The following is a 24,637-nucleotide window of genomic DNA, read 5'->3' on the forward strand; positions in this document are numbered from 1 at the left end:
AAGATATTTCTCCTTTTGTAAAGAACTTGTTATCAATCGCTCACGCAATCGTTTGCTAGAGCGATTGATTCTTTTTCGTTTGTTTTTTTATTTTAAAATAAAGATTTTTAATGTTTTGTGTGTGCTTGTTGAGCATACATTATTTATAAACCGTTATCAATGAAGAGAAGATCTGTATTAAAATTTTTGGGCGGTGCTGGGATTGGTGCATTGACGGCCTCGTTACCAATAGGGGCGGAGGCAAGTGTTTTATCTGATGAAAGTATAAGCTATGCTGGGAATGACCGTGCTTATTGGGTTTCAATACTAAGCAAGATCGCCACACCTATATTGGATAATATCAGTAAACAACAATGGCGCAAAAAGATGCCGATGGAGGTAAGTCCTACTTTTGACAGTAGAGATCCAGGAGTTGGTTATCTCGAGGCTTTCGGTCGATTGCTGGCAGGCATGGCACCTTGGCTGGCTTTACCTGATGACGGAACGGAAGAAGGGAAATTACGTAAAAAATTACGTGATCAAGCCTTATTGGGTATTCAATATGGTGTAGATCCTAAATCTCCAGATTATTTTACATGGCGCGGCCCCTCATCGCAGACACTGGTAGATGCTGCACATCTAGCCCTTGCGTTCCTGAGAGCACCCAAAGCACTTTGGGAACCATTGGATCAGGTAACAAAGAAAAGGGTTGTCGAAGAATTCAAACTATTGCGTAAGATCAAACCAAATGAAAGCAATTGGTTACTTTTTGCTGCAATGACCGAAACTTTCCTATATAGTGCTGGCGAGGAATGCGCGCGTGAGAAAATAGACTATGCGGTCAATAAATTTGATCAGGAATGGTATGTCGGCGATGGTTGGTATAGTGATGGGGCACATTTTAGCTTTGACCATTACAATGGCTATGTGATCCATTGTATGCAAGTGGAATCGCTTCGTCATAATATCTCCGCTGGTGGAAAATACAAAGAAATGTATGAACGTGCCTATAAACGCATGCAGCGTTATGCACATCATTTAGAACGGATGATATCGCCTGAAGGATACTATGTGGTTGTAGGACGTTCGTCTACCTACAAGAATGCAGCGTTTCAACCTTTGGCAACCGTAGCCTTAGAAAATAAATTACCGGACGATATTTCAAAAGGTCAAGTGAGGGCAGCCCTGACTGCAGTACTCAGACACATCTATATTGACAAAACCTTCGCTCCGTCGGGATGGCTGCGTATGGGGGTGGTTGGAGACCAGCAGTCAAATTTGGCCGACTATTATACCAACGCCGGATCAATGTATGTGGCATCGTTGTCTTTCCTACCCTTAGGATTACCTGCTACGGATGAGTTCTGGACATGTGCCCCACAGAAATGGACATCACAGAAGTGCTGGAATGCGGAACAGTTTCCAAAAGATTATTACGTCAGTTACTAATTCCTTGTTCTTTTATTCATAATCTAAATACTAAAAAAATAGAGATACTAGGTAGGTCTTAGACTTGTATAAGTAAAATCTTGATACTCATATCTCAATACTCAATACTAATAATGAAGATACAACACTATATTTCAGGAGCATTAATGATCGGGCTTGGTCTACAAGCAATATCATGTTCTAGTCAGAAGAATTTAACAACAGCCAAATTAGGACTGAATAAAGAATTTGTCAAAACCAATCTTGAAGATGCACATAAACAGATCAACTATCTAGCTTCGTCCATCCAGGAGTCGGATATTCCTACCACCTTTAAAGATGGGAAATATGTCAATTGGGGATCTAGCTGGTGGTGCTCCGGATTTTATCCAGGTACAGTACTCTATCTTTATGAATATACAAAAGACGAGAAGTTGTTGAATGAGGCAAAACGAAAATTAAAACATTTAGAAAAGGAGAAAAACAATAAAGGAACACATGATCTTGGGTTTATGCTTTATTGTAGTTTTGGTAATGCATTACGGTTAACAGGTGATTCTACAGCATATAAAGGCGTGTTAAGTACGGGTGCTGCTTCATTGGCAACACGCTTTCATGAAGCTCCAAAAACTATCCGCTCATGGGATGGTGGTAAGAACTGGGACGGGCAACCGTGGACATATCCTGTTATTATCGATAATATGATGAATCTGGAATTTTTGACCGAAGTATCTAAAATGACAGGAGACAAAAGATTTCGGGATATTGCCATACGGCACGCAAATACGACAATGGTTAACCATTATCGAAAAGACTACAGTTCTTATCATGTGGTAGATTATAATCCCGATAATGGAAGTATAATATCGAGAAAGACTGCACAAGGAGCATTCGATGAGTCTGCATGGGCAAGGGGACAAGCTTGGGGATTATATGGATATACCATGATGTACCGCGAAACAGGTGAAAAGAAATACCTGGAACAAGCAAGGAATATCGCTAAGTTTTACCTTAATCATCCCAATCTTCCAAAGGATCTGATTCCGTATTGGGATATGGATCAAAATAAACTGACCAAGGAAAGTAAGTATTATAATCAAAAGGATCTGCGCGATGTTTCTACTGCTGCGGTTACGGCTTCTGCATTGTTGGAATTGGCACAATATACAAAGGGCAGTGAAAGTCAGTTGTACATTTCCAAAGCTGAGCAGATGTTAAAGTCACTTTCTTCGAAACCATACAAAGCAGATTACAAAGAAGCTGGGGGGTATATATTGAAACATAGTGTTGGTTCTATTCCGCATAAGACGGAGGTAGATGTGCCATTGACTTATGCCGATTATTATTACGTAGAGGCATTGATCAGATATGACCGAATGCTCAATGGCGAAAAAGTGATCAAACAATAAGGGAATTATCTATGGATAACGGATGAGGGAAACTAGTTCCATTTTAAAATAAATAATTCCAGTACTATGAACTATAAAAAGTTAGTCATTATCATATTATTAGTGCCACAGGTATTATTTGCTCAAAAGAAAGAGGAAAATAATGGTCTACAACAGCGGGCATATCTGGTGAAAACGCTTACCAAAATTGCTGATCCTGTATTAATGGCATTGAGTAAAGGTGAATTAGTTAAAACGATGCCGATCGAATCGCGTAACAATCTGGACCGGACAGGTTGTACTTACTTGGAAGCATTCGGTCGGTTAATGGCTGGAATGGCGCCTTGGCTTGAACTTGGGCCGGATAATACAGCCGAAGGTAAGTTGAGAAAGAAATATATCGATTTATCCATTGCCTGTATAAAAAATGCGACGGATCCCGATAATCCGGATTATATGAACTTTAGAAAGCATCCCAAAACACAAAGTCAAGCGTTGGTGGATGCTGCATTTTTAGCGCAGGCGCTTTTAAGGTCTCCAAATCAACTCTGGGGTAAATTAGATGATCAGACCAAGAAAAATGTGATCAATGCATTTAACCTAACCCGCGAAATGAATGCCTATGGTAATAACTGGGTGTTATTTAGTTCCGAAATCGAAGCCTTTTTCTTAAAATATGATAAAGTTGTTGATAAAAGTCGTTTGGACAGCGCTATTGACTTAATGGTTTCCTGGTATAAAGGCGATGGAATATACGGTGACGGCCCTAACTTTCATTACGATTACTACAATAGCTTTGTAATACATCCGATGCTTTTAGAAACTAGCCTAGAACTGAAGAATGCTAATTTAGATACAGCAAACCTCTATCCTATATTCTTAGATCGCGCCAGAAGATACGCGACCATACAAGAACGTTTAATCTCTCCTGAAGGGACTTATCCACCAGTAGGACGTTCATTGAGTTACCGTTTCGGTGCTTTTCAGCTGCTTTCCAAAATTGCGTATATGCACGAATTAGAAAAAGGAATCGAACCGGCTCAAGTGCGATGTGCGCTTTATACGGTAATAAAAAGACAGATTGAAATGCCGGGAACTTTTAATAGCTCCGGTTGGTTAAATATTGGTTTTGCTGGCCATCAACCAGAAGTGGGCGAAACCTATGTTTCTACCGGAAGTGAATATTTATGCTCAGAAGCCTTTATTATTCTGGGCTTACCGCCAAACGATCCGCTGTGGGCTGCCCCTGATGCAAGTTGGACAGCTAAAAAGGCGTGGAATGGTGAAACAATGATTATAGATCACACATTGACGCCGGATATTATTGGAGCAGATGTTTACAAAGAACGGAAGAAATAACAAACACAATAAAAATGAAAACAAACGATGTGTTAGTTCTGATCGTAATGCTATTGGATGCTGTGCATGGAAATCCCTAAAATAAGGAGTTAAAGCCTTGGTTGGATATTCTTAAAATAATCGATTTTAAAACGCCTGTCTCATTTTGTTGAGGCAGGCGTTTTTTTATAGAATTGAGGATCGCTTCAGTCTAAATGAATAACTGTCTTTTAAGGGCTGTTTCAATCTCGGTACTGGTTTGACTGTTCTTCGACTATTGTTTGCTTCATTATTTACTCGTGCCATAAATTCATTTATAATTGGTTTGGTTCGTTTAACAGACAAGTGGGGGAAAAGCTTACTTTAACTAGTATACTTCTTGTAAATTAACTGATATCAAACAGGGGTATAACGGGGATATTATACGCTTTCATCCGAATGAGGTCCGGGTGAAGTCCGGATGAGGTCCGTCTAAAGTCCCTATTAAATGAAAGTAAGGCCCCTAATTGAAGACCTGTCTTATACTTTAGTTTTGGTATATCTTAAGGGAGCTAAGGGGACTTTGTCGACTCGGATTATCTTGGTCTTATGTGTTGTTTTGCATCTTAATAATTGATATAATGGATTTGGGATTCAACAATATTATTAAATCTTATGTAACAAGGGTATAGTTTGGGATAGTTGTATAAAATGTCGTCGGAAAACAGCAATATCTTATCTTTTTTTTGCATTTTGTGTCATGGAATTTGACCAATCTGTCAATAAACTAAATAGATGAAAAAACTTGTTTTTCTTACGATGCTACTGTGCGGTACGCTTTTATATATTTTTGCATTACAGCAGGGGGGGGCATCAATCAGTTCCATTGATAGTCTACGGAATGTATTCAATACCGTTAAGAACGATAGCGTGAAGGCCAGAGCAGCGCTATTATTGGCAAATAATCTCATGTTTGAGCGGAAAGATACTGTCGCGGCGACAGGTTATCTGGGGGTAGCGAAGAAACTGTGTACAACGAAGCCTTACCTGAAAGCACTATACACCTATTATAGTGCCTCCCATATCTTTATGACTGCGGGTGAAACTGATGAATGCTTACAGCTGTATAAACAGGCTGCGGTGATGCTCGAAAAATTTAAGACTAAGGAAGCTTATGAATTTTGGGTGAAGGCTTGGTGGAATTACGCCATGATCATCGATCATAAAGATGATCGGAAAGGTATGGTACGGATCCAGGTTGATAAAATAATTCCCGCAGCAATCAAACAGAAGGACTATAATCAAGCTGCTAAATCCTACCAATCGATTGGCTTTGCTTTTAAGGAAATTGGCGATACAGAAAAAGGTATCTATTATTTTAAAAAAGGGCTTGAACTCTATGAAAAATATCCCCTGTCAAAAGACAGACATGCAATATCATTACTAAACTTGGCGCGTGAATATGTTGAATCTCGCGAACTTAATCTCGCAAAATCTTATCTGTTAAAATCGGAGCAAATTTTAGATACGCTAAAGGAGTCAGTAGCTCACCTAAACTATGGTGAAACAGCCAGCATGTATTATTGTGCGAAAAATGATTTCACGAAGGCCCTCGAGGTTGCCGAGAAAGCACTGAAAATTGCAGAACGACTAAATATGCCTTATGAGATCGGCATGATGCATTATCAGAAGTTTAATATCTATTTTAGTTTGGAAAGATATGAACTGGCATTGAAGGAGCTTAAGATTGTCATGCGGGATATGCCTTATGATATGACAAGTAACATGCAGCAATTTGCCAAGGATTTGTCTGATACCTATGCCAAATTAAAGGATTACCCCAATGCCTATAAATGGCTGGGAAAACATGTTGCCATTAAAGATAGTTTGGCCCAGGCGGCTTATAAAAGTGAAATAGCTGGTCTTGAAACCAAATTTAGAACGGCCGAGAAGAACGAAAAGATCATGAGATTGGAGTTTGAACAGAAGCAGACGGTACTTCAACAGAAAAATCAGCGTTTGTATAATTATATATTGGGTATATTTTCTTTGATATTGCTGTTTTTGCTCGGTTTATCTGTTTATTTATATCGTCAGAATAAGAGGAAAACGCAGCGCGATATGGAACTGTTGGCGCAGCAGCAAGAACTTCGGGTGACCAAAGCACTATTGGAAGGGGAGGAGCTGGAACGTCATCGGGTTGCCCGTGATTTGCATGATGGCCTTGGTGGCCATTTGACGGCGATGAGACTTCAGATCTCTTCCGAAGGGAATCTGCCTGTATTGGATGGGATAAAATCTCAGCTGGACCAGATGATCTCGGATGTCAGGCTGATCGCCCACAATATGATGCCCGAAAACTTATCACGCTCGGGGCTATTGGTGGCCCTTGAAGATCTCTGTACTTCGATGCAGCATGGTGCTGTTGCCATTGAGTTGCAGTGCAATGGCCTGTTCAACAATATTGCGGAGAATATGCAGGTCAATATCTATCGTATTATTCAGGAGTTGATCAACAATGCCATTCGACATGGGAATGCCGATCAAATCATTGTGCAATGCCTGCAAAACGAGCAAGGCTTTTTGATCGGGGTGGACGACAATGGAAAAGGATTTGATGTGGAGGCGGTTGGGGAAGCTAAAGGGGGAATGGGACTTAAAAATGTACAAATGAGAGTTGAATATTTAAATGGAAAAATGAATATCTTGTCGCAGCCTGGGGCGGGAACAAGTGTCAATATCGAAATATATGTCTGAGCAGCAAAAAACATTGGCGATCTTGGACGATCATCCAATTGCCATCGAAGGGATCAAATCATTTTTAAAAGAGAATCTATCCTACGACCGCGTACTGGGGTTTTCGCTGGGACAGGCGCTGACTGATTTTTTGAAACAGGATCAGATAGATCTGCTCTTGTTGGATATCGCTTTGCCCGATGCGAATGGTATCGATCTCTGCGGCGAACTCAAGAAGAACCATCCTGAGCTGATCATCGTTGGCTTTAGTAATCATATGGCGCGCAATAGCATACTACAGATGCTTGCCAATGGTGCTGCTGGATATATCTTGAAAAGTGCTGATGCGGAAGAAATTATTACTTGTATTCAGAAAGTTTCTCAAGGTAGCATGGCCTTATGCGGGGCAACACAACGGATTATAGCGGCCTCCCCAACCCGACAACTACCCTCACTGACAATGCGCGAGAAGCAGGTATTGCAGTTGCTGGCGGAAGGAAAGACAAGTGCACAAATTGCCGAAAAACTATTCTTAAGCCCATTGACGGTGGATACGTATCGGAAAAATCTGATTCAGAAATTTGCCGTAAAAAATACCGCAGAACTGTTGACAATATTATTTAAGGAAAATTTGCTCTAATTCATTAGGAACAGGGATACCCTAAAATTAGGAGGATAAATTACCCTATTTCGTGGTATTGTCCTGTGTACAGTGTATTTCTACTTTTGCTTATATAGATATGCAAAAGATGAAAACAATAAACAAAAACCTAAAGATCCTTTGCCTGGTGGCAATGGTTGCAATGATCTTTGTCGGATGTAGCAAAGATAAGAATGAGCCAATAGTCTCAGGAAAAATAGATGCCATTGTAGGCACGTTTAAAGGAAAGATGGTCATCGGTGGTGACGCTGAATATTTTAATGCGATTATCACAGTTACCAAAGTCGATGATGGTAAGGTGAAAGCAACAGTGAAAGCAGGAGAGGCTTACAGTAGAGCTACAGCAAAAACATTCCCTGTACAAAATGTTTCCAATATCCATGTTTCCGGTCAGGGACCTATGGGGGGAATTACTTATACAATTGATGATAAGAATATCCAGATCACTACGGAGGCTGAGGCCAGCGGTGATGTAGTATACCTCTTCCAAGGGACAAAACAATAGCCATCGCTGCTCTAGAGGCTTTTGGTAATAAAAAATCACGATCCATGTATTTGGATCGTGATTTTTTGTTTTGTCATGCTGTTTTTAATCAATATCATTTAGTTTAAAAATATGGAATAACTCGTACCTTTATCCCTATGACCGACATTCAGAAACGATTCGACCGTATCCTTGCTATCTATATGCACCTGCAGGCAAAACCTGTGGTGACAGCTGCTGCGCTGGCAGAAAAATATGAAGTAAGCCTACGGACAATCTATCGTGATATCCGATCCCTGATGCAGGCTGGAATACCGATTTATGGCGAAGCAGGAAATGGTTACTCTTTGGTTGAGGGGTATAAGATGCCGCCATTGCAATTTAGCCGCGAAGAGGCCTTGAGTTTTGTCGCCGCAGAGAAATTGGTCGAAAAGTATACAGACAAGAATCTCGCCCACCATTTTACGACAGCAATGCTCAAGATGAAAGCTATTTTGAGAGGTAATGAAAAGGAACATGTTGCTCTGGTCGGAGAGAACTTTTTGGTACGGGGAGAACGTCATCAATTCAATGAAAAATTAACGCATGGAACCAATACGCTTATTGAAAGTATAGCAGCGAAAAAATGCGTGGAAATCTATTATTCCAAACCCTCCGACAAAACTCCAGAAAAACGTGAAATCGAAGCAGTCGGTATTTTTGTGGAAAGTAAGTTTTGGTACGTCCTTGCTTTTTGTAAACTCCGAAAGGATTATAGGCAATTTCGCCTGGACCGAATCAACAATATCCGGATACTTGCTGACGATTTTGGGAAAGATCATCCTGAACTTTCATTTTTCCTGAATAAGAAACATGAAATGCCGACAACCAGAGTGGTGGTCCAGGTGGACAAGGAGATGGCGCGATATATGGAATGGGATCGCCATTACTTTGGATTTCAAAAAGAAGTGGTTACTGATAGTTATGTTGAAATGCACTTTGAAAGCATTCATGTTGAAGGTGGGTTTGCCCGTTGGTATCTCATGTTTGCTGATAAAGGAAAGATTATAGAGCCGGAATCGCTAAAAGGAACCGTAAAACAATTGCTGGCGGCAGCAATCGAACAGGTTTAATCTGAGGTTAGGGGGGCTTGGGGTTCCCCATCACGAGATTACTAAAGAAGGATACTTGTCCGGTATCTGAGTTGAACCCGAACAAGTATCTTTTATATTATATAGATTTTAAGATGTCAATAATAATGTGACGGGTAGCCATTATTATGTCTTCGACTAGTAATACTAGTATCTCAAATCTCAAATCTAATATCTCTCATCTCAAATTCAACAATTAATCACGCTCCCAGAAAAATGGAGGTTGGATACCCAACAGGCGTAAATAAACAAATCCTTGACCACGGTGGTGGATCTCATTATCGATGAAATAGAATATACTGTGGATGATCGGCGAATTGTATTGGCCGAATAGGTTAAATTCTTCGGAGAAACGTTCTGTTGGAATCTCGTCGAATAATGCACTGATCTGCGGAGTGGCTTCGTCCCAAGCTTGTAGCAGTTGAGCCTTGGTTGTATAGTTAAACTTCTCATTAAGTTCACCGCTTTTATTATTGACAATTTCCTGTAGTCCTGGGACAGCAATACCCAAGAGCTCCTGGATCATTTCGGCAAATGTCCGCATGCCCTCTACTTTATAGTTGAAAAGTGCTTCTTCGGGAAATTTTTCGATTGCTTGTCTTGTTAAATTTCTGTGGCCCAACCAATGTGCAAGTAATTCGTTCTTGGAAATGATTTCTGTTTTCATGATTATCGTATTAAAGTATTTAAATTTTAGTCTATACTAAGTGTCTTACGTTGTTAAGACAGTTCAAAATTAGCTAAACCAATGACAGCTGTATGGCAGTAGAAAAATAGAAATATTGTTTTTTTATATTTTTTGTGCAGGTTGTAATGATGGGGAACATGAGCTGTGTAATTGGACGAATAAAAACGGATAACGGAGTAAAATAGAAAATAAAAAAAATAATTCACTAATTATTTGACAGTTATAAAAATGTTTGTAACTTTGCAGTCCCTTAATGGGAATAGTGTGTCTTGAGCGAAGCCCTACTGCTTCGAAGGACTTTTAATTAATTAATTTACAACATGTCAGGTATTATTGGAAAAAAAGTAGGAATGACGAGCCTGTTTAACGCTGATGGGAAAAATATTCCTTGTACAGTGATTCAGGCCGGGCCGTGCGTGGTTACGCAGATACGTACGGAAGAAAAGGATGGCTACTCGGCAATTCAACTTGGTTTCGACGAAGCTAAGGAGAAAAACACGACAGCTCCTTTGAAAGGGCACTTTGCGAAAGCAAACACAACGCCTAAGCGTAAGTTGGTAGAGTTTAAAACTTTCCCAGATGCAAAACAACTTGGTGACGTAGTTGACGTTACACTTTTCGAGGAAGGCGAATTCGTAGATGTAGTCGGTACTTCAAAAGGTAAAGGTTTCCAAGGTGTAATGAAACGTCATGGATTTGGTGGTGTAGGTGGTGCGACTCACGGTCAGCACAACAGATTGCGTGCTCCAGGTTCATTAGGTGCTTCATCATGGCCTTCACGCGTATTTAAAGGTATGCGCATGGCTGGTCGTACAGGTGGTGACAGAGTTAAAGTTCAAAACTTACAGGTGTTGAAAGTTTACGCTGAGCAAAACCTTATCGTTGTTAGTGGTTCCATTCCAGGAGCTAAAGGTTCTTATGTAATCGTAGACAAATAGTAGAGATGGAAGTTAAAGTTTTAAATTTATCAGGTAAAGAAACAGGTGCCAAGGTGCAACTTCCTGAGTCGGTATTTGGGTTAGAGCCTAACGATCATGCGATCTATTTGGATGTGAAACAATACTTAGCGAACCAACGCCAAGGAACTCACAAATCTAAACAACGTAATGAAATCGCGGGTTCAACTCGTAAATTACACAAACAAAAAGGTACTGGTGGTGCTCGTGCGGGTTCTATCAAATCTCCATTGTTTAATGGTGGTGGTCGTGTATTCGGTCCTCAACCTCGTGATTACTCGTTCAAATTGAACAAAAAATTGAAACAAGTAGCACGTAAATCAGCGTTGTCTTACAAAGCTCAAGATAACAATGTCGTAGTTTTGGATGCAGTTCAATTTGATTCTTGCAAAACAAAAAACTATGTAGCATTAGTAAACGCGTTGAACATTGCTGACGAAAAAACTTTATTGGTTTTGCCAGCATATGATAAAAATGTTTATTTATCAAGCAGAAACTTGAAAAAAGCAAAAGTTATTGTTGCTTCTGATTTAAATACATATGATGTATTAAATGCAACAAAATTATTGTTGACTACAGATTCTGTTAAAACTTTGGAGGAAGCATTAGCTAAGTAATATGGAAATTATCAAAAAACCTATCTTGACTGAGAAAGCTTCATTGTTAACGGAAAAATTAAACCGTTACGCTTTCAAAGTAGATCACAGAGCAAACAAAATCCAGATTAAATCAGCTGTTGAAGCTATGTTCGGTGTTACAGTTCTTGCTGTAAATACTGCAGTTGTAGCAGGTAAAGCAAAAAGCCGTTACACAAAAGCAGGTTTCGTATCTGGTAGAGCTCCTAAGTATAAAAAAGCTATCATTACTATTAAAGATGGCGAAACTATTGACTTTTACAGTACTATATAATTTAAGATGGCAGTTAAAAGATTCAAACCGGTAACCCCTGGTACTCGTTTCAGAATAGGCGCAGATTATTCTGATGTTACTACAAACGTTCCTGAAAAATCGTTGGTAGTAAAAATCAACAAGAAATCAGGTGGTCGTAATAACTCCGGTAAAATGACTATGCGTTATCTCGGTGGGGGACATAAAAAAGTATACCGATTAATTGATTTCAAACGCGATAAAAAAGATATCCCTGCAAAAGTAGCTACTATTGAGTACGATCCAAACCGTACTGCTCGTATTGCATTGTTGCACTACGTAGATGGTGAAAAACGCTACATCATTGCTCCAGCTGGTTTAAAAGTTGGTCAAACTGTAGTAGCAGGTGATAAAGTTGCCCCAGAAGTTGGTAATACATTACCATTAGCAAACATTCCATTGGGTTCTATCATCCACAACATTGAATTAAATCCTGGTCAAGGTGGTTCAATTGCTCGTTCGGCTGGTACTTATGCTCAATTGTCTGCTCGTGATGGTAAATATGCCATCATCAAATTGCCTTCAGGCGAAACACGCATGATCTTATTGACTTGTGTTGCTACAATTGGTTCAGTATCGAACCATGAAAGATCTAACCAAGTGTTAGGTAAAGCAGGTCGCAAACGTTGGTTAGGTCGTCGTCCAAGAGTTCGTGGTGTTGCAATGAACCCAGTAGATCACCCTATGGGTGGTGGTGAAGGCCGTACTTCAGGAGGTCACCCACGCTCACGTACAGGTGTATTAGCTAAAGGCTTCAAAACACGTTACAAGAAGAAAACATCGAATCGTTACATCATTGAGAGAAGGAAAAAATAATGGCTCGTTCAATTAAAAAAGGTCCTTATATCGATCACAACTTAGAAAGAAAAGTTCTTTCTATGAATGAAACTAACAAAAAGTCAGTTATCAAAACATGGTCTCGTAGATCAATGATTTCACCTGATTTTGTTGGCCATACCTTCGCAGTGCACAACGGGAATAAATTTATCCCTGTTTATGTAACAGAAAATATGGTAGGTCACAAGCTTGGTGAATTCGCGCCTACGCGTACATTCAGAGGCCACGCAGAAAAGAAAAAATAATAGGTAATGGAAGCAACAAAAAAACTTAAAAAGTCTGTCTTAATCAGACAGCGCAAAGAGCAAGAGAAAGCTCAACAAGGTGGAGCTTCGGATGCCAAATTATTGAACTGCCCTACTTCGCCTCGTAAGATGCGTTTAGTGGTAGACTTAATTCGTGGTCAGCGTGTTGAAAATGCATTATACATTTTGAAACACTCTAGTAAAGAAGCTGCTGCTCGTGTAGAAAAATTATTATTATCTGCAATCAAAAACTGGGAAGCCAAAAACGAAGGTAAATCAGTGGAAGAAAGCGAACTTATTGTAAAAGAAGTATCAGTAGGTGGAGGTCGTCAATTGAAAAGATTGCGTCCAGCTCCTCAAGGTCGCGGATACAGAGTTCGTAAACGTTCAAATCACGTTACGTTGGTAGTTGATAGCAAATTAAACGTTGAACAAAACTAATTTATTGAGAAATGGGACAAAAAGCAAATCCAATAGGTAGCAGATTAGGAATCATCAAAGGTTGGGATTCTAACTGGTTCGGAGGTAAAAACTATTCCGATAAATTAGTTGAAGACGAAAAAATCAGAAAATATCTTTCTGTTCGTATTGCAAAAGGTGGTGTTGCTAAAGTTGTTATCGAAAGAACTTTAAAACGTATCACTGTTACAATTCACACTGCTCGTCCAGGTATCGTTATCGGAAAAGGTGGTCAAGAAGTTGACAAGATCAAAGAAGAGTTGAAAAAACTGACTAAAAAGGATGTTCAAATCAACATTTTCGAGATCAAACGCCCTGAGTTAGATGCTAAGTTAGTAGCTGAAGGTGTCGCTAAGCAATTAGAGGCGCGTATTTCATTCCGTCGTGCAATGAAAACTTCAATCGCTTCTACAATGCGTATGGGTGCAGAAGGTATCAAAATCATGTGTTCTGGTCGTTTAGGTGGTGCTGAGATGGCACGTACTGAACAATACAAAGAAGGAAGAACTCCTTTACACACATTGCGTGCTGATATCGACTACGCTTTAGCTGAAGCATTGACTACATACGGTAAAATCGGTATCAAAGTTTGGATCTGTAAAGGTGAGGTTTACGGTAAACGTGACTTATCTCCAAACATTGGTCAAGCATCAGGTGTAAAATCACGTGGTAACCACGAAGGTGGTGGCGAACGTCGTGACAACCGTAACAACAAAGGTGGTCGCGGTGGAAACAACCGTGGTGGAAACAACCGTGGTGGAAATAACCGTGGTCCGAAAAAAGATTAATAGAGTTTATTTAGATTACAACAAAAACCTGCTGAAGAAGCAGATTTAAAAAGTATACGAACATGTTACAGCCAAAAAGAACGAAGTTCAGAAAGATGCAGAAAGGCCGCATGAAAGGTAACGCTTCTCGTGGAGCGGAGTTAGCTTTCGGTTCTTTCGGTATCAAAACAATGGAGCAAGCATGGATCACTAGTCGTCAAATCGAGGCAGCTCGTATTGCGGTTACACGTTATATGAAACGTGAAGGTCAAGTTTGGATTCGTATTTTCCCTGACAAACCTGTTACGAAAAAACCTGCAGAGGTACGTATGGGTAAAGGTAAGGGTGCTCCAGAATACTGGGTAGCAGTAGTACGCCCAGGCCGTATGTTATTTGAAGCAGAAGGTGTGCCTTTGGAAATTGCCAAAGAAGCTTTACGCCTTGCAGCTCAAAAACTTCCGGTTCAAACTAAGTTTGTGATTCGTAGAGACTACGTTGAAGCATAAAAATCTTGGTAATGTCATCATTTAAGCGTTAGGGCCGTTACCCCTAACGCTATATATAAACGGATGATAACCCAAATAACAACTGAAAAAACATGAAAAATTCAGAAATTTTAGAATTATCTAATGAGGACCTAGCAGCTCGTCTAGTCGAGGAGAAAACGGCCCTTACAAAATTGAAATTTGCACATGCTGTTTCAGCTATTGAGAACCCTAACGTGATCAAAGCAGCACGCAGAGCTATCGCTCGTATTAGTACAGAGATCAGTGCACGCAAAGCTGCAGCTAAAAACGAAACAGCCTCTGAGGCGTAAAAATTAAGTCGAAATGGAAAGAAATTTAAGAAAAACAAGAATCGGCTTAGTAGTTAGCAACAAAATGGACAAATCTATTGTAGTAAGTGTTGAGCGTAAAGTAAAACACCCTATCTATGGTAAGTTCGTTAAAAAAACTACTAAATTTAAAGCTCATGACGAAACTAATACCTGCGGTATCGGCGATACGGTATTAATCATGGAAACTCGTCCGCTGAGTAAAACAAAAAACTGGAGATTAGTTGAAATTATAGAAAGAGCTAAATAACATGGTACAACAAGAATCAAGACTTAATGTAGCTGACAATAGCGGTGCTAAAGAAGTTTTAGTAATCCGTGTATTGGGCGGTACGCGTAAGCGTTATGCATCAATCGGAGATAAGATTGTTGTATCGGTGAAAAGCGCTATGCCTTCAGGAAACGTGAAAAAAGGTTCCGTTTCTAAAGCAGTAGTAGTTAGAACGAAAAAAGAAATCCGTCGTAAAGATGGTTCTTATATCCGTTTTGATGACAACGCCGCTGTATTATTAAATAATAATGATGAGCCACGTGGCTCACGTATCTTTGGCCCTGTTGCCAGAGAGTTGCGTGAGAAACAGTTCATGAAAATTGTATCACTAGCACCGGAGGTTTTATAATTATGGCAATCAAGAAAACAAAAACGACTACGCACAAAATCAAAATTAAAAAAGGTGATTTAGTGAAAGTTATCGCTGGTAACTCTAAAGGTGTTCAAGGAAAAGTATTAACTGTTTTAGTGGATAAAAATAGAGCTATCGTTGAAGGCGCTAACATCGTAAAAAAACACACTAAACCAAGTGCAGCTAATCCTAATGGTGGTATCATTGAGAAAGAAGCTGGTATTCACATCTCTAATTTAGCTGTTATCGATCCTAAAACGGGTGAAACTACTCGTGTAGGTCGTAAGTTAAATGCAGATGGTAAATTAGTTCGTTACGCTAAAAAATCAGGGGAGGAAATTAAATAATGACTTACGTACCAAGATTAAAAGTGAAATATGCGGAGGAAATCCGTAAAGCACTTCAAGAAAAATTTCAGTATAAAAGTATTATGCAGGTTCCTAAACTTGAGAAAATCGTTGTTTCACAAGGCGTAGGAGCTGCAACAGCTGACAAGAAATTGATCGATAACGCTATCGCAGAATTGACTTTGATTACAGGTCAACAAGCTGTTGCTACAAAATCGAAAAAAGATATTTCAAACTTTAAATTGCGTAAAGGCATGCCTGTAGGGGCACGCGTTACTTTACGTGATAACAACATGTTTGAATTCTTGGATCGTTTGGTAGCAGTATCGCTTCCACGTATTCGTGACTTCCGCGGTATCAACGATAAAGGTTTTGACGGACGTGGTAACTATAACTTAGGTATCACTGAACAAATCATTTTCCCTGAGATCAACATTGATAAAATCAACAAGATCCAAGGTATGGATATCACTTTCGTGACTTCTGCTCAAAATGATGTTGAGGCTTTAGAATTGTTGAAGCAGTTCGGTTTACCATTTAAAAATCAAAATACTAATAACAATGGCTAAGGAAGGATTAAAAGCACGCGAAGTAAAACGCGCTAAATTGGTAGCTAAATATGCGGCAAAACGTGCAGAATTAAAAGCTGCTGGCGATTACGTTGCATTAGATAAATTACCTAAAAATGCTTCTCCGGTACGTTTACACAACCGTTGTAAATTGACTGGCCGTCCTAAAGGATATATGCGTCAATTCGGTATCTCTCGTGTAACTTTCCGTGAGATGGCTTTAGATGGCAAGATCCCAGGGGTGAAAAAAGCTTCTTGGTAATTAAAAAAAAATACTTAATTTTGCCCGGGCAATTCTACTAGGGATTGCCGGGGTTTTTGCATTTTAAAATTGTTTAACAGATAGAAGGTCCCATACCAATGGTTGGGAGGGAAACCGCTGTCACAAATTTTCATATATAATGACTACAGATCCAATTGCGGATTACCTTACACGAGTAAGGAATGCCATCAAGGCCAACCACAGGGTTGTTGAAATTCCTGCATCGAACCTTAAAAAAGAAATCACTAAAGTTCTTTTTGACAAAGGTTACATTGCTAATTACAAATTCGATGAGAATGGCGTACAGGGTACGATCAAAATCGCATTGAAATATAACCCAATTAGCAAAATTCCGGCTATTCGTACGTTGACACGTGTGAGTAAACCTGGTTTAAGAAAGTATGCAAGCGTTGATACTATGCCTCGTGTTTTGAATGGTTTAGGTATTGCTATCTTGTCAACATCTAAAGGTGTAATGACAGATAAAGAAGCTAGACTTCAAAATGTTGGTGGTGAAGTTTTATGTTACGTTTATTAATCTAGGTAAAAGCACAAAGAAATGTCAAGAATTGGAAAAGCGCCTATCGCTATCCCTGCTGGGGTAACTGTTACTATTTCGGACAAAAACTTAGTTTCAGTAAAAGGTCCTAAAGGCGAATTAACACAACAAGTTGACCGTGACATCAATATTGCTCAAGAAGAAGGCAATATCGTCGTGACACGTCCAACTGATCAAAAGAAACACAAAGCATTACACGGTCTATACCGTTCCCTGTTGAACAACATGGTTCAAGGTGTGACTGAAGGTTACAAAACTACTCAAGAGTTAGTCGGTGTAGGTTACCGTGCTACAAGTACTGGTAATGTATTAGAGTTAACTTTAGGTTTCTCTCACCAGATTGTTTTTGTATTGCCAAATGAAGTTAAAGTATCAACTACTGCTGAAAAAGGTAAAAACCCTACAATCACTTTAGAATGTGCTGACAAACAATTGATCGGTCAGATCGCGGCTAAAATCCGTGGCTTCCGTAAACCAGAACCTTACAAAGGAAAAGGTATCAAGTTTGAAGGCGAAGTGTTGAGAAGAAAAGCAGGTAAATCAGCTAAAAAATAATAATCATGGCAGGACAAAAAGCATCTCGTAGAGAGAGAATCAAAAAAGGAATCAGAAAAAACCTTGCTGGAACGTCTGAACGTCCACGTTTATCGGTTTTTAGAAGTAACAAAGGTATCTATGCGCAAATCATTGATGACAATGCAGGTAAAACATTAGTTGCTGCATCTAGCTTGTCAAAAGATTTTGTTGCATCTGGTAACAAAGTTGATCAATCTAAAGCTGTAGGTAAATTGGTTGCTGAAAAAGCAGTAGCAGCAGGTATTAATAAAGTAGTTTTTGACCGTAATGGGTACTTATACCATGGCCGTATCAAATCTTTGGCTGAAGGTGCTCGCGAAGGCGGTTTAGACTTTTAATCTTAGAAAGAAATGGCATTAAGCAATATAAAAAGAGTAAAATCAAGCGAAATTGAATTGAAAGATCGCTTAGTAAGTATCCAACGTGTAGCTAAAGTTACTAAAGGTGGTCGTACTTTCAGCTTCTCTGCAATTGTTGTAGTAGGTGATGAAAACGGTATCGTTGGTTACGGTTTAGGTAAAGCGAAAGAGGTAACTGAAGCTATCACTAAAGGTATCGACGACGCAAAGAAAAATTTAGTGAAAGTTCCTGTAATCAAAGGTACTGTTCCTCACGCACAATATGGTAAATATTCTGGTGGTTCAGTTTTGATTAAACCAGCTGTAGGTGGTACAGGAGTTTTGGCAGGTGGTGCAATGCGTGCAGTATTGGAGTCTGCTGGTATCAAAGACGTATTGGCTAAATCATTAGGTTCTTCTAACCCACACAACGTGGTAAAAGCAACTGTAACTGCTTTAGCAAACATGCGTGATGCATATACAGTGGCACAACACCGCGGTGTCGATTTGAATAAAGTATTTAACGGTTAATTATCATGGCAAAAATCAAAATCACCCAGATAAAGAGCGTTATCGACAGAAGCGAGCGCCAAAAGAAAACTATTGAGGCATTAGGTTTGAAAAGAATCAACCACTCAGTAGAAGTTGAAGCTACTCCATCAATCATTGGAATGGTACGTAAAGTAAACCATTTAGTAGCTATCGAAACTATTTAATATTAGCATATGGAAAGGGTCTTTGGGCTCTTTCCATTACTTGTTATTAATAATCATTATTTTTTAATCGCTAGTACCTGTTTAGTGAGAGCGAAGGGCTAGCACAATTTAGTTTAAAAATGAACTTAAGTAATTTAAAACCTGCAAAAGGTGCAGTAAAAGGTAGCAAACGTATCGGTCGTGGTACTGGTTCTGGTCGTGGTGGTACTTCTACACGTGGTCACAAAGGTGCTGGTTCTCGTTCAGGTCACTCTACGAAAATCGGTTTCGAAGGTGGTCAGATGCCTTTGCAACGTCGTGTACCTAAATTTGGTTTCAAAAACATCAACCGTGTTGAGTACAATGGTGTCAACCTAGATACTTTGCAAGCGTTGATCGAGAAATTCAATTTGACGGCTGTAGATTTCGATGCATTGAAAGCTCATGGATTAGTGTCTAAAAATGACAAAGTAAAAATCTTGGGTCGCGGTGAATTGAAAGCTAAAGTTGAAGTAACAGCGCACGCGTTTACTGCTTCTGCTCAAAAAGCTATCGAAGCTGCAGGCGGTTCTATCGTTAAAATTTAATAAATGAAGAAACTAATCACAACCTTAACCAATATTTGGAAAATCGATGATTTACGTACGCGTATTCTAAATACCTTACTTTTTCTTTTGATTTACCGTATTGGATGTCACGTGGTATTACCAGGTGTAAATCCTCAAGCTTTGGCTTCCGGTCAAAAAGAGGGTTTATTGGGCCTATTGGATATGTTTGCGGGGGGCTCGTTCTCTCGTTCAGCTATCTTTGCGTTAGGGGTAATGCCATATATCTCGGCATCCATTGTTGTTCAATTGTTGGGCATCGCGGTTCCTTACTTCCAAAAGATGCAGAAAGAAGGGGAAAGTGGTCGTCAAAAAATGAATCAGATTACTCGCTATTTAACATTAGGGATTACTTTGCTTCAAGCTTTTGCTTATGTACGTACTCAGATCGAGCCAAGTGCTAAGACAATCGCTGACCCATTGTTCACGATTCTGACTGCCATAGTTTTGACAGGCGGTACTTTATTTGTGATGTGGTTAGGGGAAAAAATTACTGATAAAGGTATCGGTAATGGTATTTCTTTGATCATCATGACTGGTATTATCGCTCAATTGCCAAGTGGTATCACTGCGGAATGGGTTTCTAGAATGGCGAAAGGTGGTGGTGGTCCAATTCCATTGTTGCTTGAATTTGTGGCTTTGTTTTTCGTTGTGATCTTTACGATCTTGATCGTACAAGGGGTTCGTAAGATCCCTGTACAATACGCGAAGAAAATCGTTGGAAACAAGCAAGTCGGTGGAGTACGTCAGTATATACCGTTAAAGGTAAATGCTGCAGGTGTAATGCCAATCATTTTTGCACAGGCAATTATGTTTGTGCCGATGAGTTTAGGACAGTTCTTCCCAAATCTTCAGTCGGAATTTTTGACTTCGTTGAGTAACTATACTTCTGTAGCGTACAACGTGACTTTTGCGGTGTTAATTATCGCATTTACGTTCTTCTATACAGCGATCATGGTTAATCCACAACAGATGTCAGATGACATGAAGAAAAACGGAGGTTTTGTCCCAGGTATTAAACCGGGATTGGAAACTAGTAATTTTATAGACCGCGTAATATCAAATATTACATTTCCAGGTGCAATTTTCCTAGCGATCATTGCTATTCTACCTGCTATTGCAAGTTTGTTTGGTATTAATAATCAATTTGCGCACTTCTACGGAGGTACGTCCTTATTGATTTTAGTAGGTGTGGTGTTGGATACTTTGCAACAGATCGAATCTCATTTATTGATGCGTCATTACGATGGATTGATGAAAACAGGTCGTATTAAAGGTCGTTCGGCCGCGTCTGTAGAGGGAATGGATCATTCGGCAATTTAATTTCTTTAGATGTCTAAAGTATTTTATAAGTCAGCAGATGATATAGAGCAATTGCGGAAGTCAGCAGATGTGCTTTCGCAATTGCTTGGTGAAATCGCAAAAGTGATTAAACCTGGGGTAAAAACTATATCTCTTGATAAATTAGCTTATGAGTATATTCATGATAACGGTGGAACGCCAGCGTTCTTAAATTATCATGGATTTCCATACTCTTTGTGCATCTCTGTCAACGATCAGATTGTACACGGTTTTCCTAGCGATTACGAAATTAAAGATGGTGATCTTGTTTCTGTCGATGGGGGTGTCAATTTGAACGGTTTTATCAGTGATTCAGCCTACACTTTTGGTGTTGGTGAAATTTCTGAGGAAGCGCAATTGTTGTTGGATGTCACAAAGGAATCATTGTACAAAGGTGTTGAACAGGCTGTGGCCGGTAAACGTGTTGGGGATATTTCCTCTGCGGTTCAAGAGTACGTGAGCAAATTCGGTTTCGGAATTGTGCGCGAACTGGTCGGACATGGCGTTGGATATCATTTACATGAGAAACCTGAGGTTCCGAATTACGGAAAACGTGGCGCAGGTCCAAAATTGGAAGAAGGTTTGGTTATTTGTATCGAACCGATGATCAATGCAGGACGCGCAGGTGTTCGTTTTTGGGATGATGGTTGGACTGTAAGTACAGTAGATGGGAAGTTATCGGCGCACTTCGAACAGATGGTTGCAATCCGAAAAGGAGAACCAGATGTGTTGCTGACATTCGAACATGTAGAGAAAGTTTTGAACAAAAAGTAGTTGGTTTTCAATTATTTTTATTTATCTTTGCACTCCTGTTCGCAGGCTTTTAAATTAAATTTAATCGAGAATATATGGCTAAACAAGCCTCAATAGAACAAGACGGTATAATTAGAGAGGCACTTTCTAATGCTATGTTTAGGGTAGAGTTGGAAAATGGACATGAAATCATTGCCCATATTTCTGGTAAAATGCGTATGCACTATATCAAAATTTTACCTGGGGATAAAGTTAAATTGGAAATGTCTCCGTATGATTTGACTAAGGGAAGGATCACTTACCGCTATAAATAGTCGTAAGCCTTTTAATTAGCGCAAGCTTTTGAAAAAATAAATATCATGAAAGTAAGAGCATCAATAAAAAAACGTAGCGCGGACTGTAAGATCATCCGTCGTAAAGGTAAAGTTTTTGTAATCAACAAAAAGAACCCTAAGTTTAAACAACGTCAGGGTTAATTCATTAAAAAAATAATAGCTTAATATTATATGGCAAGGATAGCAGGTATTGATTTACCTAAAAACAAAAGAGGTGTGATCGGCCTTACCTATATTTTTGGTATCGGTCGTACAAGAGCTGAATATATCTTGGAAAAAGCTGGTATCAGCGAAGATGTGAAGGTACAAGAGTGGAATGATGAGCAATTGGCAGCAATTCGTAGCATCATCAACGACGAATTGAAAGTAGAAGGTGCATTGCGTTCTGAAGTTCAATTAAACATCAAACGTTTAATGGATATCGGTTGTTACCGTGGATTGCGTCACCGTAAACACTTACCAGTTCGTGGTCAACGTACTAAAAATAACTCACGTACTCGTAAAGGTAAACGTAAGACAGTTGCAAACAAGAAAAAAGCTACTAAATAATAAATAAGAAATGGCTAAAACTAAAAAAGCTGCAAAAAAGCGTATCGTTGTTATTGAACCTGTAGGTCAGGCTCACATTAACGCAACGTTTAACAATATCATTGTAACTTTGACTAACAATCAAGGACAAACTATTTCTTGGTCTAGTGCTGGTAAAATGGGTTTCCGTGGTTCTAAAAAGAACACTCCATACGCTGCTGGTCAGGCTGCACAAGATTGTGGAAAAGTTGCTCATGATTTGGGTTTACGCAAAGTTGAAGTGTTTGTTAAAGGACCTGGTGCTGGTCGCGAATCGGCAATCAGAACATTACAAACTGTAGGAATCGATGTGACTACTATCAAGGATATCACTCCACTTCCTCACAACGGTTGTCGTCCTCCAAAACGCAGAAGAGTTTAATTAATTTAAAGATAAGATTCATCGGCTATAGGCTGATAGATACTTTAATTGTAAAAGAAAATGGCTAGATATACAGGACCTAAGTCCAAAATTGCCCGTAAATTTAGAGAGCCGATCTTCGGCCCAGATAAAGCGTTAGAAAAGAAAAATTACCCTCCTGGACAACACGGGGCTTCTAAACGCAGAGGTAAACAATCTGAATACGCTATTCAGTTGTTAGAAAAACAAAAAGCAAAATACACTTACGGTGTATTGGAGCGTCAGTTCGCAAACTTATTTGTTAAAGCTGCCTCTAAACAAGGTATTACAGGTGAGATCTTCTTGAAATTACTTGAAGCTCGCTTGGACAACGTAGTTTACCGTTTAGGTATTGCTACTTCTCGTGCCGCTGCTCGTCAGTTGGTATCTCACAAACACATTACTGTTAACGGAAGCGTTGTTAACATTCCATCATATAGCTTGCGTCCAGGTGACGTTGTAGCAGTTCGTGAACGTTCTCAAACTCTTGAAGCCATCACAAATTCAGTTGCAGGTCGTACTGTAAATAAATTTTCTTGGTTAGAGTGGAATGCGAAAGAATTGACAGGTACTTTCTTAAGCTATCCAGAAAGATCTGATATTCCTGAAAACATCAAAGAGAACTTAATCGTTGAGTTATACTCTAAATAATAAATAAAATAGAAGTATGCATAGTCCATTTTTGGGGTATGCATCTTTCTATTGTATTACAATTATTATTACAAATAAAACATTAAAAGAAAATAAATGGCAATTTTAGCATTTCAAAGACCGGATAAAGTTATCATGCAAAAATCTACGGATTTTGATGGTACGTTTGAATTTCGTCCATTGGAGCCTGGTTTTGGTGTAACCATTGGTAATGCTTTGCGCCGTATTCTATTGTCCTCGTTAGAAGGATATGCAATTACGTCGATAAGGTTTTCTGGCGTTTCGCACGAATTTTCAACGATCAAAGGTGTTGTTGAAGACGTAACTGAAATTATCTTGAACTTGAAACAAATCCGTTTCAAAAAAACAGGTGAGATTGGCGACAACGAAAAGGTATTTGTAGTAATCAATGGTCAAGAACAATTCTTAGCTGGTGATATCACAAAATTCTCTAATAACTTTACTGTCTTAAATCCAGACTTAGTAATCTGTAACATGGATAACGCAGTGACAATTGAATTGGAATTGAGTATTGCTAAAGGTCGTGGATATGTAAATGCAGATGAGAATAAAGTGACTGACGCTCCAGTAGGTGTTATCGCTATCGATTCGATCTTTACTCCGATCAAGAATGTTAAATATACCATTGAGAATTACCGTGTAGAGCAAAAAACTGACTACGAGAAGTTGTTGTTAGATATTTCTACAGATGGCTCAATTCACCCCGAAGAAGCTTTAAAAGAGGCTGCTAAGATCTTAATTCAACACTTTATTTTATTCTCTGATGAGAATATGCTTCTGGAGTCTCAAACGAAAGAAGAAACTAAAGTAGTCGATGAAGAAATCTTGCATATGCGTAAGATTTTGAAAACTGAATTAGTAGACCTTGACCTTTCAGTGCGTGCATTGAATTGTTTGAAAGCTGCTGATATTCGCACATTAGCTGAGTTGGTAACTTACGACGTAGCTGATATGTTGAAATTCAGGAACTTCGGTAAAAAATCGTTAAGTGAAATCCAAGAATTGGTTAAATCTAAAGGTTTATCATTCGGAATGAACTTAGCAAAATATAAATTAGACGAAGAATAATAATTTATTAAGCGACCACTATATGTAATTCCTCTTGAAGTCGATTGCTGAAGAAGATGGGCGTATTGCCTCTGAAAGGTTTAGCAATTT

36 protein-coding genes are annotated in these 24,637 nt (G+C 39.2%); 35 read left to right on the top strand and 1 reads right to left on the bottom strand.

Annotated features, from left to right (window positions below; all coding sequences use genetic code 11):
• The first annotated feature begins 159 nt into the window (after window positions 1-159).
• The 7 genes from ABFX33_RS26115 to ABFX33_RS26145 all read left to right on the top strand — a co-directional run bounded on the left by ABFX33_RS26115 (window position 160) and on the right by ABFX33_RS26145 (window position 9,105).
• A complete protein-coding gene (locus tag ABFX33_RS26115; RefSeq protein ID WP_346089233.1) occupies window positions 160-1,428 on the top strand; it encodes a DUF2264 domain-containing protein in 1,269 nt (422 codons plus the stop codon).
• A gap of 113 nt (window positions 1,429-1,541) precedes the next feature.
• A complete protein-coding gene (locus ABFX33_RS26120) occupies window positions 1,542-2,816 on the top strand; it encodes a glycoside hydrolase family 88 protein (protein WP_346089235.1) in 1,275 nt (424 codons plus the stop codon).
• A 66-nt stretch (window positions 2,817-2,882) separates the two neighbouring features.
• Window positions 2,883-4,154, top strand: coding sequence for a DUF2264 domain-containing protein (locus ABFX33_RS26125; RefSeq protein ID WP_346089237.1), 1,272 nt, complete (start codon window positions 2,883-2,885; stop codon window positions 4,152-4,154).
• 753 nt (window positions 4,155-4,907) lie between these two features.
• Window positions 4,908-6,869 (top strand): tetratricopeptide repeat-containing sensor histidine kinase, encoded by a 1,962-nt coding sequence (locus ABFX33_RS26130; protein WP_346089239.1) that lies wholly within the window; start codon window positions 4,908-4,910, stop codon window positions 6,867-6,869.
• The gene (locus ABFX33_RS26135; RefSeq protein WP_346089240.1) at window positions 6,862-7,488 is read left to right on the top strand and encodes a response regulator; all 627 of its coding nucleotides are present in this window, start codon (window positions 6,862-6,864) and stop codon (window positions 7,486-7,488) included. The genes ABFX33_RS26130 and ABFX33_RS26135 overlap by 8 nt, the downstream gene beginning before the upstream one ends.
• 109 nt (window positions 7,489-7,597) lie before the next feature.
• Window positions 7,598-8,014 (top strand): hypothetical protein, encoded by a 417-nt coding sequence (locus ABFX33_RS26140; RefSeq protein WP_346089242.1) that lies wholly within the window; start codon window positions 7,598-7,600, stop codon window positions 8,012-8,014.
• A gap of 137 nt (window positions 8,015-8,151) precedes the next feature.
• Window positions 8,152-9,105 carry a helix-turn-helix transcriptional regulator gene (locus ABFX33_RS26145; RefSeq protein ID WP_257094580.1) on the top strand — a complete coding sequence of 318 codons (954 nt, stop codon included), beginning with the start codon at window positions 8,152-8,154 and terminating at the stop codon, window positions 9,103-9,105.
• A 214-nt stretch (window positions 9,106-9,319) separates the two neighbouring features.
• On the opposite strand, the gene ABFX33_RS26150 is transcribed toward ABFX33_RS26145, so the two are convergent.
• Entirely contained in the window at window positions 9,320-9,790 is a 471-nt protein-coding gene (locus ABFX33_RS26150; protein ID WP_282250719.1) for a DinB family protein, read from the bottom strand.
• Between the two features lie 341 nt (window positions 9,791-10,131).
• On the opposite strand from ABFX33_RS26150, the gene rplC reads away from it, so the two are divergent.
• From rplC to ABFX33_RS26290, 28 genes are all read left to right on the top strand, one after another.
• Entirely contained in the window at window positions 10,132-10,749 is a 618-nt protein-coding gene (gene rplC, locus ABFX33_RS26155) for a 50S ribosomal protein L3 (protein WP_104385215.1), read from the top strand.
• Between the two features lie 5 nt (window positions 10,750-10,754).
• On the top strand, window positions 10,755-11,384 hold the full coding sequence (gene rplD / locus ABFX33_RS26160; RefSeq protein ID WP_104385214.1) for a 50S ribosomal protein L4: 630 nt from the start codon (window positions 10,755-10,757) through the stop codon (window positions 11,382-11,384).
• Window position 11,385: 1 nt separating this feature from the next.
• Entirely contained in the window at window positions 11,386-11,676 is a 291-nt protein-coding gene (gene rplW / locus ABFX33_RS26165) for a 50S ribosomal protein L23 (protein ID WP_120261737.1), read from the top strand.
• Window positions 11,677-11,682: 6 nt separating this feature from the next.
• Window positions 11,683-12,510: a 50S ribosomal protein L2 gene (gene rplB / locus ABFX33_RS26170; protein WP_172392283.1), complete on the top strand. Its 828-nt coding sequence runs from the start codon at window positions 11,683-11,685 to the stop codon at window positions 12,508-12,510.
• The gene (gene rpsS / locus ABFX33_RS26175; protein ID WP_002997495.1) at window positions 12,510-12,776 is read left to right on the top strand and encodes a 30S ribosomal protein S19; all 267 of its coding nucleotides are present in this window, start codon (window positions 12,510-12,512) and stop codon (window positions 12,774-12,776) included. The genes rplB and rpsS overlap by 1 nt, the downstream gene beginning before the upstream one ends.
• A gap of 6 nt (window positions 12,777-12,782) precedes the next feature.
• Window positions 12,783-13,217 (top strand): 50S ribosomal protein L22, encoded by a 435-nt coding sequence (gene rplV, locus ABFX33_RS26180; protein ID WP_077438121.1) that lies wholly within the window; start codon window positions 12,783-12,785, stop codon window positions 13,215-13,217.
• 11 nt (window positions 13,218-13,228) lie between these two features.
• Entirely contained in the window at window positions 13,229-14,023 is a 795-nt protein-coding gene (gene rpsC, locus ABFX33_RS26185; RefSeq protein ID WP_120333130.1) for a 30S ribosomal protein S3, read from the top strand.
• A 62-nt stretch (window positions 14,024-14,085) separates the two neighbouring features.
• Complete coding sequence (gene rplP / locus ABFX33_RS26190; RefSeq protein WP_046674870.1) at window positions 14,086-14,508, top strand: 50S ribosomal protein L16; 423 nt, start codon at window positions 14,086-14,088, stop codon at window positions 14,506-14,508.
• Between the two features lie 92 nt (window positions 14,509-14,600).
• A complete protein-coding gene (gene rpmC, locus ABFX33_RS26195) occupies window positions 14,601-14,819 on the top strand; it encodes a 50S ribosomal protein L29 (RefSeq protein ID WP_108636200.1) in 219 nt (72 codons plus the stop codon).
• Between the two features lie 13 nt (window positions 14,820-14,832).
• Window positions 14,833-15,087, top strand: coding sequence for a 30S ribosomal protein S17 (gene rpsQ / locus ABFX33_RS26200; RefSeq protein ID WP_046674872.1), 255 nt, complete (start codon window positions 14,833-14,835; stop codon window positions 15,085-15,087).
• A 1-nt stretch (window position 15,088) separates the two neighbouring features.
• Window positions 15,089-15,457 carry a 50S ribosomal protein L14 gene (gene rplN / locus ABFX33_RS26205; protein WP_104385212.1) on the top strand — a complete coding sequence of 123 codons (369 nt, stop codon included), beginning with the start codon at window positions 15,089-15,091 and terminating at the stop codon, window positions 15,455-15,457.
• A 2-nt stretch (window positions 15,458-15,459) separates the two neighbouring features.
• Window positions 15,460-15,807, top strand: a complete 348-nt coding sequence (gene rplX, locus ABFX33_RS26210; protein WP_104385211.1) for a 50S ribosomal protein L24 — start codon at window positions 15,460-15,462, stop codon at window positions 15,805-15,807.
• Window positions 15,807-16,376: a 50S ribosomal protein L5 gene (gene rplE, locus ABFX33_RS26215; RefSeq protein ID WP_046674875.1), complete on the top strand. Its 570-nt coding sequence runs from the start codon at window positions 15,807-15,809 to the stop codon at window positions 16,374-16,376. Before rplX ends, rplE begins: the two co-directional genes overlap by 1 nt.
• Window positions 16,369-16,638: a 30S ribosomal protein S14 gene (rpsN, locus tag ABFX33_RS26220; protein WP_028071569.1), complete on the top strand. Its 270-nt coding sequence runs from the start codon at window positions 16,369-16,371 to the stop codon at window positions 16,636-16,638. Before rplE ends, rpsN begins: the two co-directional genes overlap by 8 nt.
• Window positions 16,639-16,777: 139 nt before the next feature.
• A complete protein-coding gene (gene rpsH, locus ABFX33_RS26225) occupies window positions 16,778-17,176 on the top strand; it encodes a 30S ribosomal protein S8 (RefSeq protein WP_046674876.1) in 399 nt (132 codons plus the stop codon).
• Between the two features lie 21 nt (window positions 17,177-17,197).
• The gene (rplF, locus tag ABFX33_RS26230) at window positions 17,198-17,752 is read left to right on the top strand and encodes a 50S ribosomal protein L6 (RefSeq protein WP_257094573.1); all 555 of its coding nucleotides are present in this window, start codon (window positions 17,198-17,200) and stop codon (window positions 17,750-17,752) included.
• 5 nt (window positions 17,753-17,757) lie between these two features.
• Window positions 17,758-18,111: a 50S ribosomal protein L18 gene (rplR, locus tag ABFX33_RS26235; protein ID WP_120261732.1), complete on the top strand. Its 354-nt coding sequence runs from the start codon at window positions 17,758-17,760 to the stop codon at window positions 18,109-18,111.
• A gap of 12 nt (window positions 18,112-18,123) precedes the next feature.
• A complete protein-coding gene (gene rpsE / locus ABFX33_RS26240) occupies window positions 18,124-18,642 on the top strand; it encodes a 30S ribosomal protein S5 (protein WP_104385209.1) in 519 nt (172 codons plus the stop codon).
• A gap of 5 nt (window positions 18,643-18,647) precedes the next feature.
• The gene (gene rpmD, locus ABFX33_RS26245; protein WP_046674880.1) at window positions 18,648-18,827 is read left to right on the top strand and encodes a 50S ribosomal protein L30; all 180 of its coding nucleotides are present in this window, start codon (window positions 18,648-18,650) and stop codon (window positions 18,825-18,827) included.
• Between the two features lie 119 nt (window positions 18,828-18,946).
• The gene (gene rplO / locus ABFX33_RS26250) at window positions 18,947-19,393 is read left to right on the top strand and encodes a 50S ribosomal protein L15 (RefSeq protein ID WP_120261731.1); all 447 of its coding nucleotides are present in this window, start codon (window positions 18,947-18,949) and stop codon (window positions 19,391-19,393) included.
• A 3-nt stretch (window positions 19,394-19,396) separates the two neighbouring features.
• Window positions 19,397-20,734, top strand: a complete 1,338-nt coding sequence (secY, locus tag ABFX33_RS26255) for a preprotein translocase subunit SecY (protein ID WP_108636196.1) — start codon at window positions 19,397-19,399, stop codon at window positions 20,732-20,734.
• Between the two features lie 9 nt (window positions 20,735-20,743).
• Entirely contained in the window at window positions 20,744-21,526 is a 783-nt protein-coding gene (gene map / locus ABFX33_RS26260) for a type I methionyl aminopeptidase (protein ID WP_104385207.1), read from the top strand.
• A 74-nt stretch (window positions 21,527-21,600) separates the two neighbouring features.
• Window positions 21,601-21,819, top strand: coding sequence for a translation initiation factor IF-1 (gene infA, locus ABFX33_RS26265; RefSeq protein WP_002997456.1), 219 nt, complete (start codon window positions 21,601-21,603; stop codon window positions 21,817-21,819).
• Between the two features lie 45 nt (window positions 21,820-21,864).
• The gene (ykgO, locus tag ABFX33_RS26270) at window positions 21,865-21,981 is read left to right on the top strand and encodes a type B 50S ribosomal protein L36 (RefSeq protein WP_013665024.1); all 117 of its coding nucleotides are present in this window, start codon (window positions 21,865-21,867) and stop codon (window positions 21,979-21,981) included.
• Between the two features lie 30 nt (window positions 21,982-22,011).
• Window positions 22,012-22,389, top strand: coding sequence for a 30S ribosomal protein S13 (gene rpsM / locus ABFX33_RS26275; protein WP_120261730.1), 378 nt, complete (start codon window positions 22,012-22,014; stop codon window positions 22,387-22,389).
• A 10-nt stretch (window positions 22,390-22,399) separates the two neighbouring features.
• Window positions 22,400-22,789, top strand: a complete 390-nt coding sequence (gene rpsK / locus ABFX33_RS26280) for a 30S ribosomal protein S11 (RefSeq protein WP_046674885.1) — start codon at window positions 22,400-22,402, stop codon at window positions 22,787-22,789.
• 60 nt (window positions 22,790-22,849) lie between these two features.
• Window positions 22,850-23,458 carry a 30S ribosomal protein S4 gene (gene rpsD / locus ABFX33_RS26285; RefSeq protein ID WP_223584518.1) on the top strand — a complete coding sequence of 203 codons (609 nt, stop codon included), beginning with the start codon at window positions 22,850-22,852 and terminating at the stop codon, window positions 23,456-23,458.
• 96 nt (window positions 23,459-23,554) lie between these two features.
• Entirely contained in the window at window positions 23,555-24,547 is a 993-nt protein-coding gene (locus ABFX33_RS26290; RefSeq protein ID WP_077438111.1) for a DNA-directed RNA polymerase subunit alpha, read from the top strand.
• Window positions 24,548-24,637: the final 90 nt, after the last annotated feature.

Origin of the sequence: Sphingobacterium ginsenosidimutans, assembly GCF_039536865.1 — a bacterium.
Classification (GTDB): domain Bacteria; phylum Bacteroidota; class Bacteroidia; order Sphingobacteriales; family Sphingobacteriaceae; genus Sphingobacterium; species Sphingobacterium detergens.

What these genes read in the sequence shown, in the direction of transcription:
- rpsM (WP_120261730.1), top strand. Translation starts at nt 22,012, where the DNA reads ATGGCAAGGATAGCAGGTATTGATTTACCTAAAAACAAAAGAGGTGTG.
- rplW (WP_120261737.1), top strand. Translation starts at nt 11,386, where the DNA reads ATGGAAATTATCAAAAAACCTATCTTGACTGAGAAAGCTTCATTGTTA.
- ABFX33_RS26150 (WP_282250719.1), bottom strand. Translation starts at nt 9,790, where the DNA reads ATGAAAACAGAAATCATTTCCAAGAACGAATTACTTGCACATTGGTTG.
- rplN (WP_104385212.1), top strand. Translation starts at nt 15,089, where the DNA reads ATGGTACAACAAGAATCAAGACTTAATGTAGCTGACAATAGCGGTGCT.
- rpsH (WP_046674876.1), top strand. Translation starts at nt 16,778, where the DNA reads ATGACTACAGATCCAATTGCGGATTACCTTACACGAGTAAGGAATGCC.
- rplF (WP_257094573.1), top strand. Translation starts at nt 17,198, where the DNA reads ATGTCAAGAATTGGAAAAGCGCCTATCGCTATCCCTGCTGGGGTAACT.
- map (WP_104385207.1), top strand. Translation starts at nt 20,744, where the DNA reads ATGTCTAAAGTATTTTATAAGTCAGCAGATGATATAGAGCAATTGCGG.
- ABFX33_RS26145 (WP_257094580.1), top strand. Translation starts at nt 8,152, where the DNA reads ATGACCGACATTCAGAAACGATTCGACCGTATCCTTGCTATCTATATG.
- rpsS (WP_002997495.1), top strand. Translation starts at nt 12,510, where the DNA reads ATGGCTCGTTCAATTAAAAAAGGTCCTTATATCGATCACAACTTAGAA.
- rplO (WP_120261731.1), top strand. Translation starts at nt 18,947, where the DNA reads ATGAACTTAAGTAATTTAAAACCTGCAAAAGGTGCAGTAAAAGGTAGC.
- rplX (WP_104385211.1), top strand. Translation starts at nt 15,460, where the DNA reads ATGGCAATCAAGAAAACAAAAACGACTACGCACAAAATCAAAATTAAA.
- rpsE (WP_104385209.1), top strand. Translation starts at nt 18,124, where the DNA reads ATGGCATTAAGCAATATAAAAAGAGTAAAATCAAGCGAAATTGAATTG.
- ABFX33_RS26140 (WP_346089242.1), top strand. Translation starts at nt 7,598, where the DNA reads ATGAAAACAATAAACAAAAACCTAAAGATCCTTTGCCTGGTGGCAATG.
- rpsQ (WP_046674872.1), top strand. Translation starts at nt 14,833, where the DNA reads ATGGAAAGAAATTTAAGAAAAACAAGAATCGGCTTAGTAGTTAGCAAC.
- rplP (WP_046674870.1), top strand. Translation starts at nt 14,086, where the DNA reads ATGTTACAGCCAAAAAGAACGAAGTTCAGAAAGATGCAGAAAGGCCGC.
- ABFX33_RS26120 (WP_346089235.1), top strand. Translation starts at nt 1,542, where the DNA reads ATGAAGATACAACACTATATTTCAGGAGCATTAATGATCGGGCTTGGT.
- rpsK (WP_046674885.1), top strand. Translation starts at nt 22,400, where the DNA reads ATGGCTAAAACTAAAAAAGCTGCAAAAAAGCGTATCGTTGTTATTGAA.
- ABFX33_RS26290 (WP_077438111.1), top strand. Translation starts at nt 23,555, where the DNA reads ATGGCAATTTTAGCATTTCAAAGACCGGATAAAGTTATCATGCAAAAA.
- rplB (WP_172392283.1), top strand. Translation starts at nt 11,683, where the DNA reads ATGGCAGTTAAAAGATTCAAACCGGTAACCCCTGGTACTCGTTTCAGA.
- ABFX33_RS26115 (WP_346089233.1), top strand. Translation starts at nt 160, where the DNA reads ATGAAGAGAAGATCTGTATTAAAATTTTTGGGCGGTGCTGGGATTGGT.
- rplR (WP_120261732.1), top strand. Translation starts at nt 17,758, where the DNA reads ATGGCAGGACAAAAAGCATCTCGTAGAGAGAGAATCAAAAAAGGAATC.
- rplV (WP_077438121.1), top strand. Translation starts at nt 12,783, where the DNA reads ATGGAAGCAACAAAAAAACTTAAAAAGTCTGTCTTAATCAGACAGCGC.
- rpmC (WP_108636200.1), top strand. Translation starts at nt 14,601, where the DNA reads ATGAAAAATTCAGAAATTTTAGAATTATCTAATGAGGACCTAGCAGCT.
- rpmD (WP_046674880.1), top strand. Translation starts at nt 18,648, where the DNA reads ATGGCAAAAATCAAAATCACCCAGATAAAGAGCGTTATCGACAGAAGC.
- ABFX33_RS26135 (WP_346089240.1), top strand. Translation starts at nt 6,862, where the DNA reads ATGTCTGAGCAGCAAAAAACATTGGCGATCTTGGACGATCATCCAATT.
- rplC (WP_104385215.1), top strand. Translation starts at nt 10,132, where the DNA reads ATGTCAGGTATTATTGGAAAAAAAGTAGGAATGACGAGCCTGTTTAAC.
- ABFX33_RS26125 (WP_346089237.1), top strand. Translation starts at nt 2,883, where the DNA reads ATGAACTATAAAAAGTTAGTCATTATCATATTATTAGTGCCACAGGTA.
- infA (WP_002997456.1), top strand. Translation starts at nt 21,601, where the DNA reads ATGGCTAAACAAGCCTCAATAGAACAAGACGGTATAATTAGAGAGGCA.
- rplE (WP_046674875.1), top strand. Translation starts at nt 15,807, where the DNA reads ATGACTTACGTACCAAGATTAAAAGTGAAATATGCGGAGGAAATCCGT.
- rpsN (WP_028071569.1), top strand. Translation starts at nt 16,369, where the DNA reads ATGGCTAAGGAAGGATTAAAAGCACGCGAAGTAAAACGCGCTAAATTG.
- ykgO (WP_013665024.1), top strand. Translation starts at nt 21,865, where the DNA reads ATGAAAGTAAGAGCATCAATAAAAAAACGTAGCGCGGACTGTAAGATC.
- rpsD (WP_223584518.1), top strand. Translation starts at nt 22,850, where the DNA reads ATGGCTAGATATACAGGACCTAAGTCCAAAATTGCCCGTAAATTTAGA.
- ABFX33_RS26130 (WP_346089239.1), top strand. Translation starts at nt 4,908, where the DNA reads ATGAAAAAACTTGTTTTTCTTACGATGCTACTGTGCGGTACGCTTTTA.
- rpsC (WP_120333130.1), top strand. Translation starts at nt 13,229, where the DNA reads ATGGGACAAAAAGCAAATCCAATAGGTAGCAGATTAGGAATCATCAAA.
- secY (WP_108636196.1), top strand. Translation starts at nt 19,397, where the DNA reads ATGAAGAAACTAATCACAACCTTAACCAATATTTGGAAAATCGATGAT.
- rplD (WP_104385214.1), top strand. Translation starts at nt 10,755, where the DNA reads ATGGAAGTTAAAGTTTTAAATTTATCAGGTAAAGAAACAGGTGCCAAG.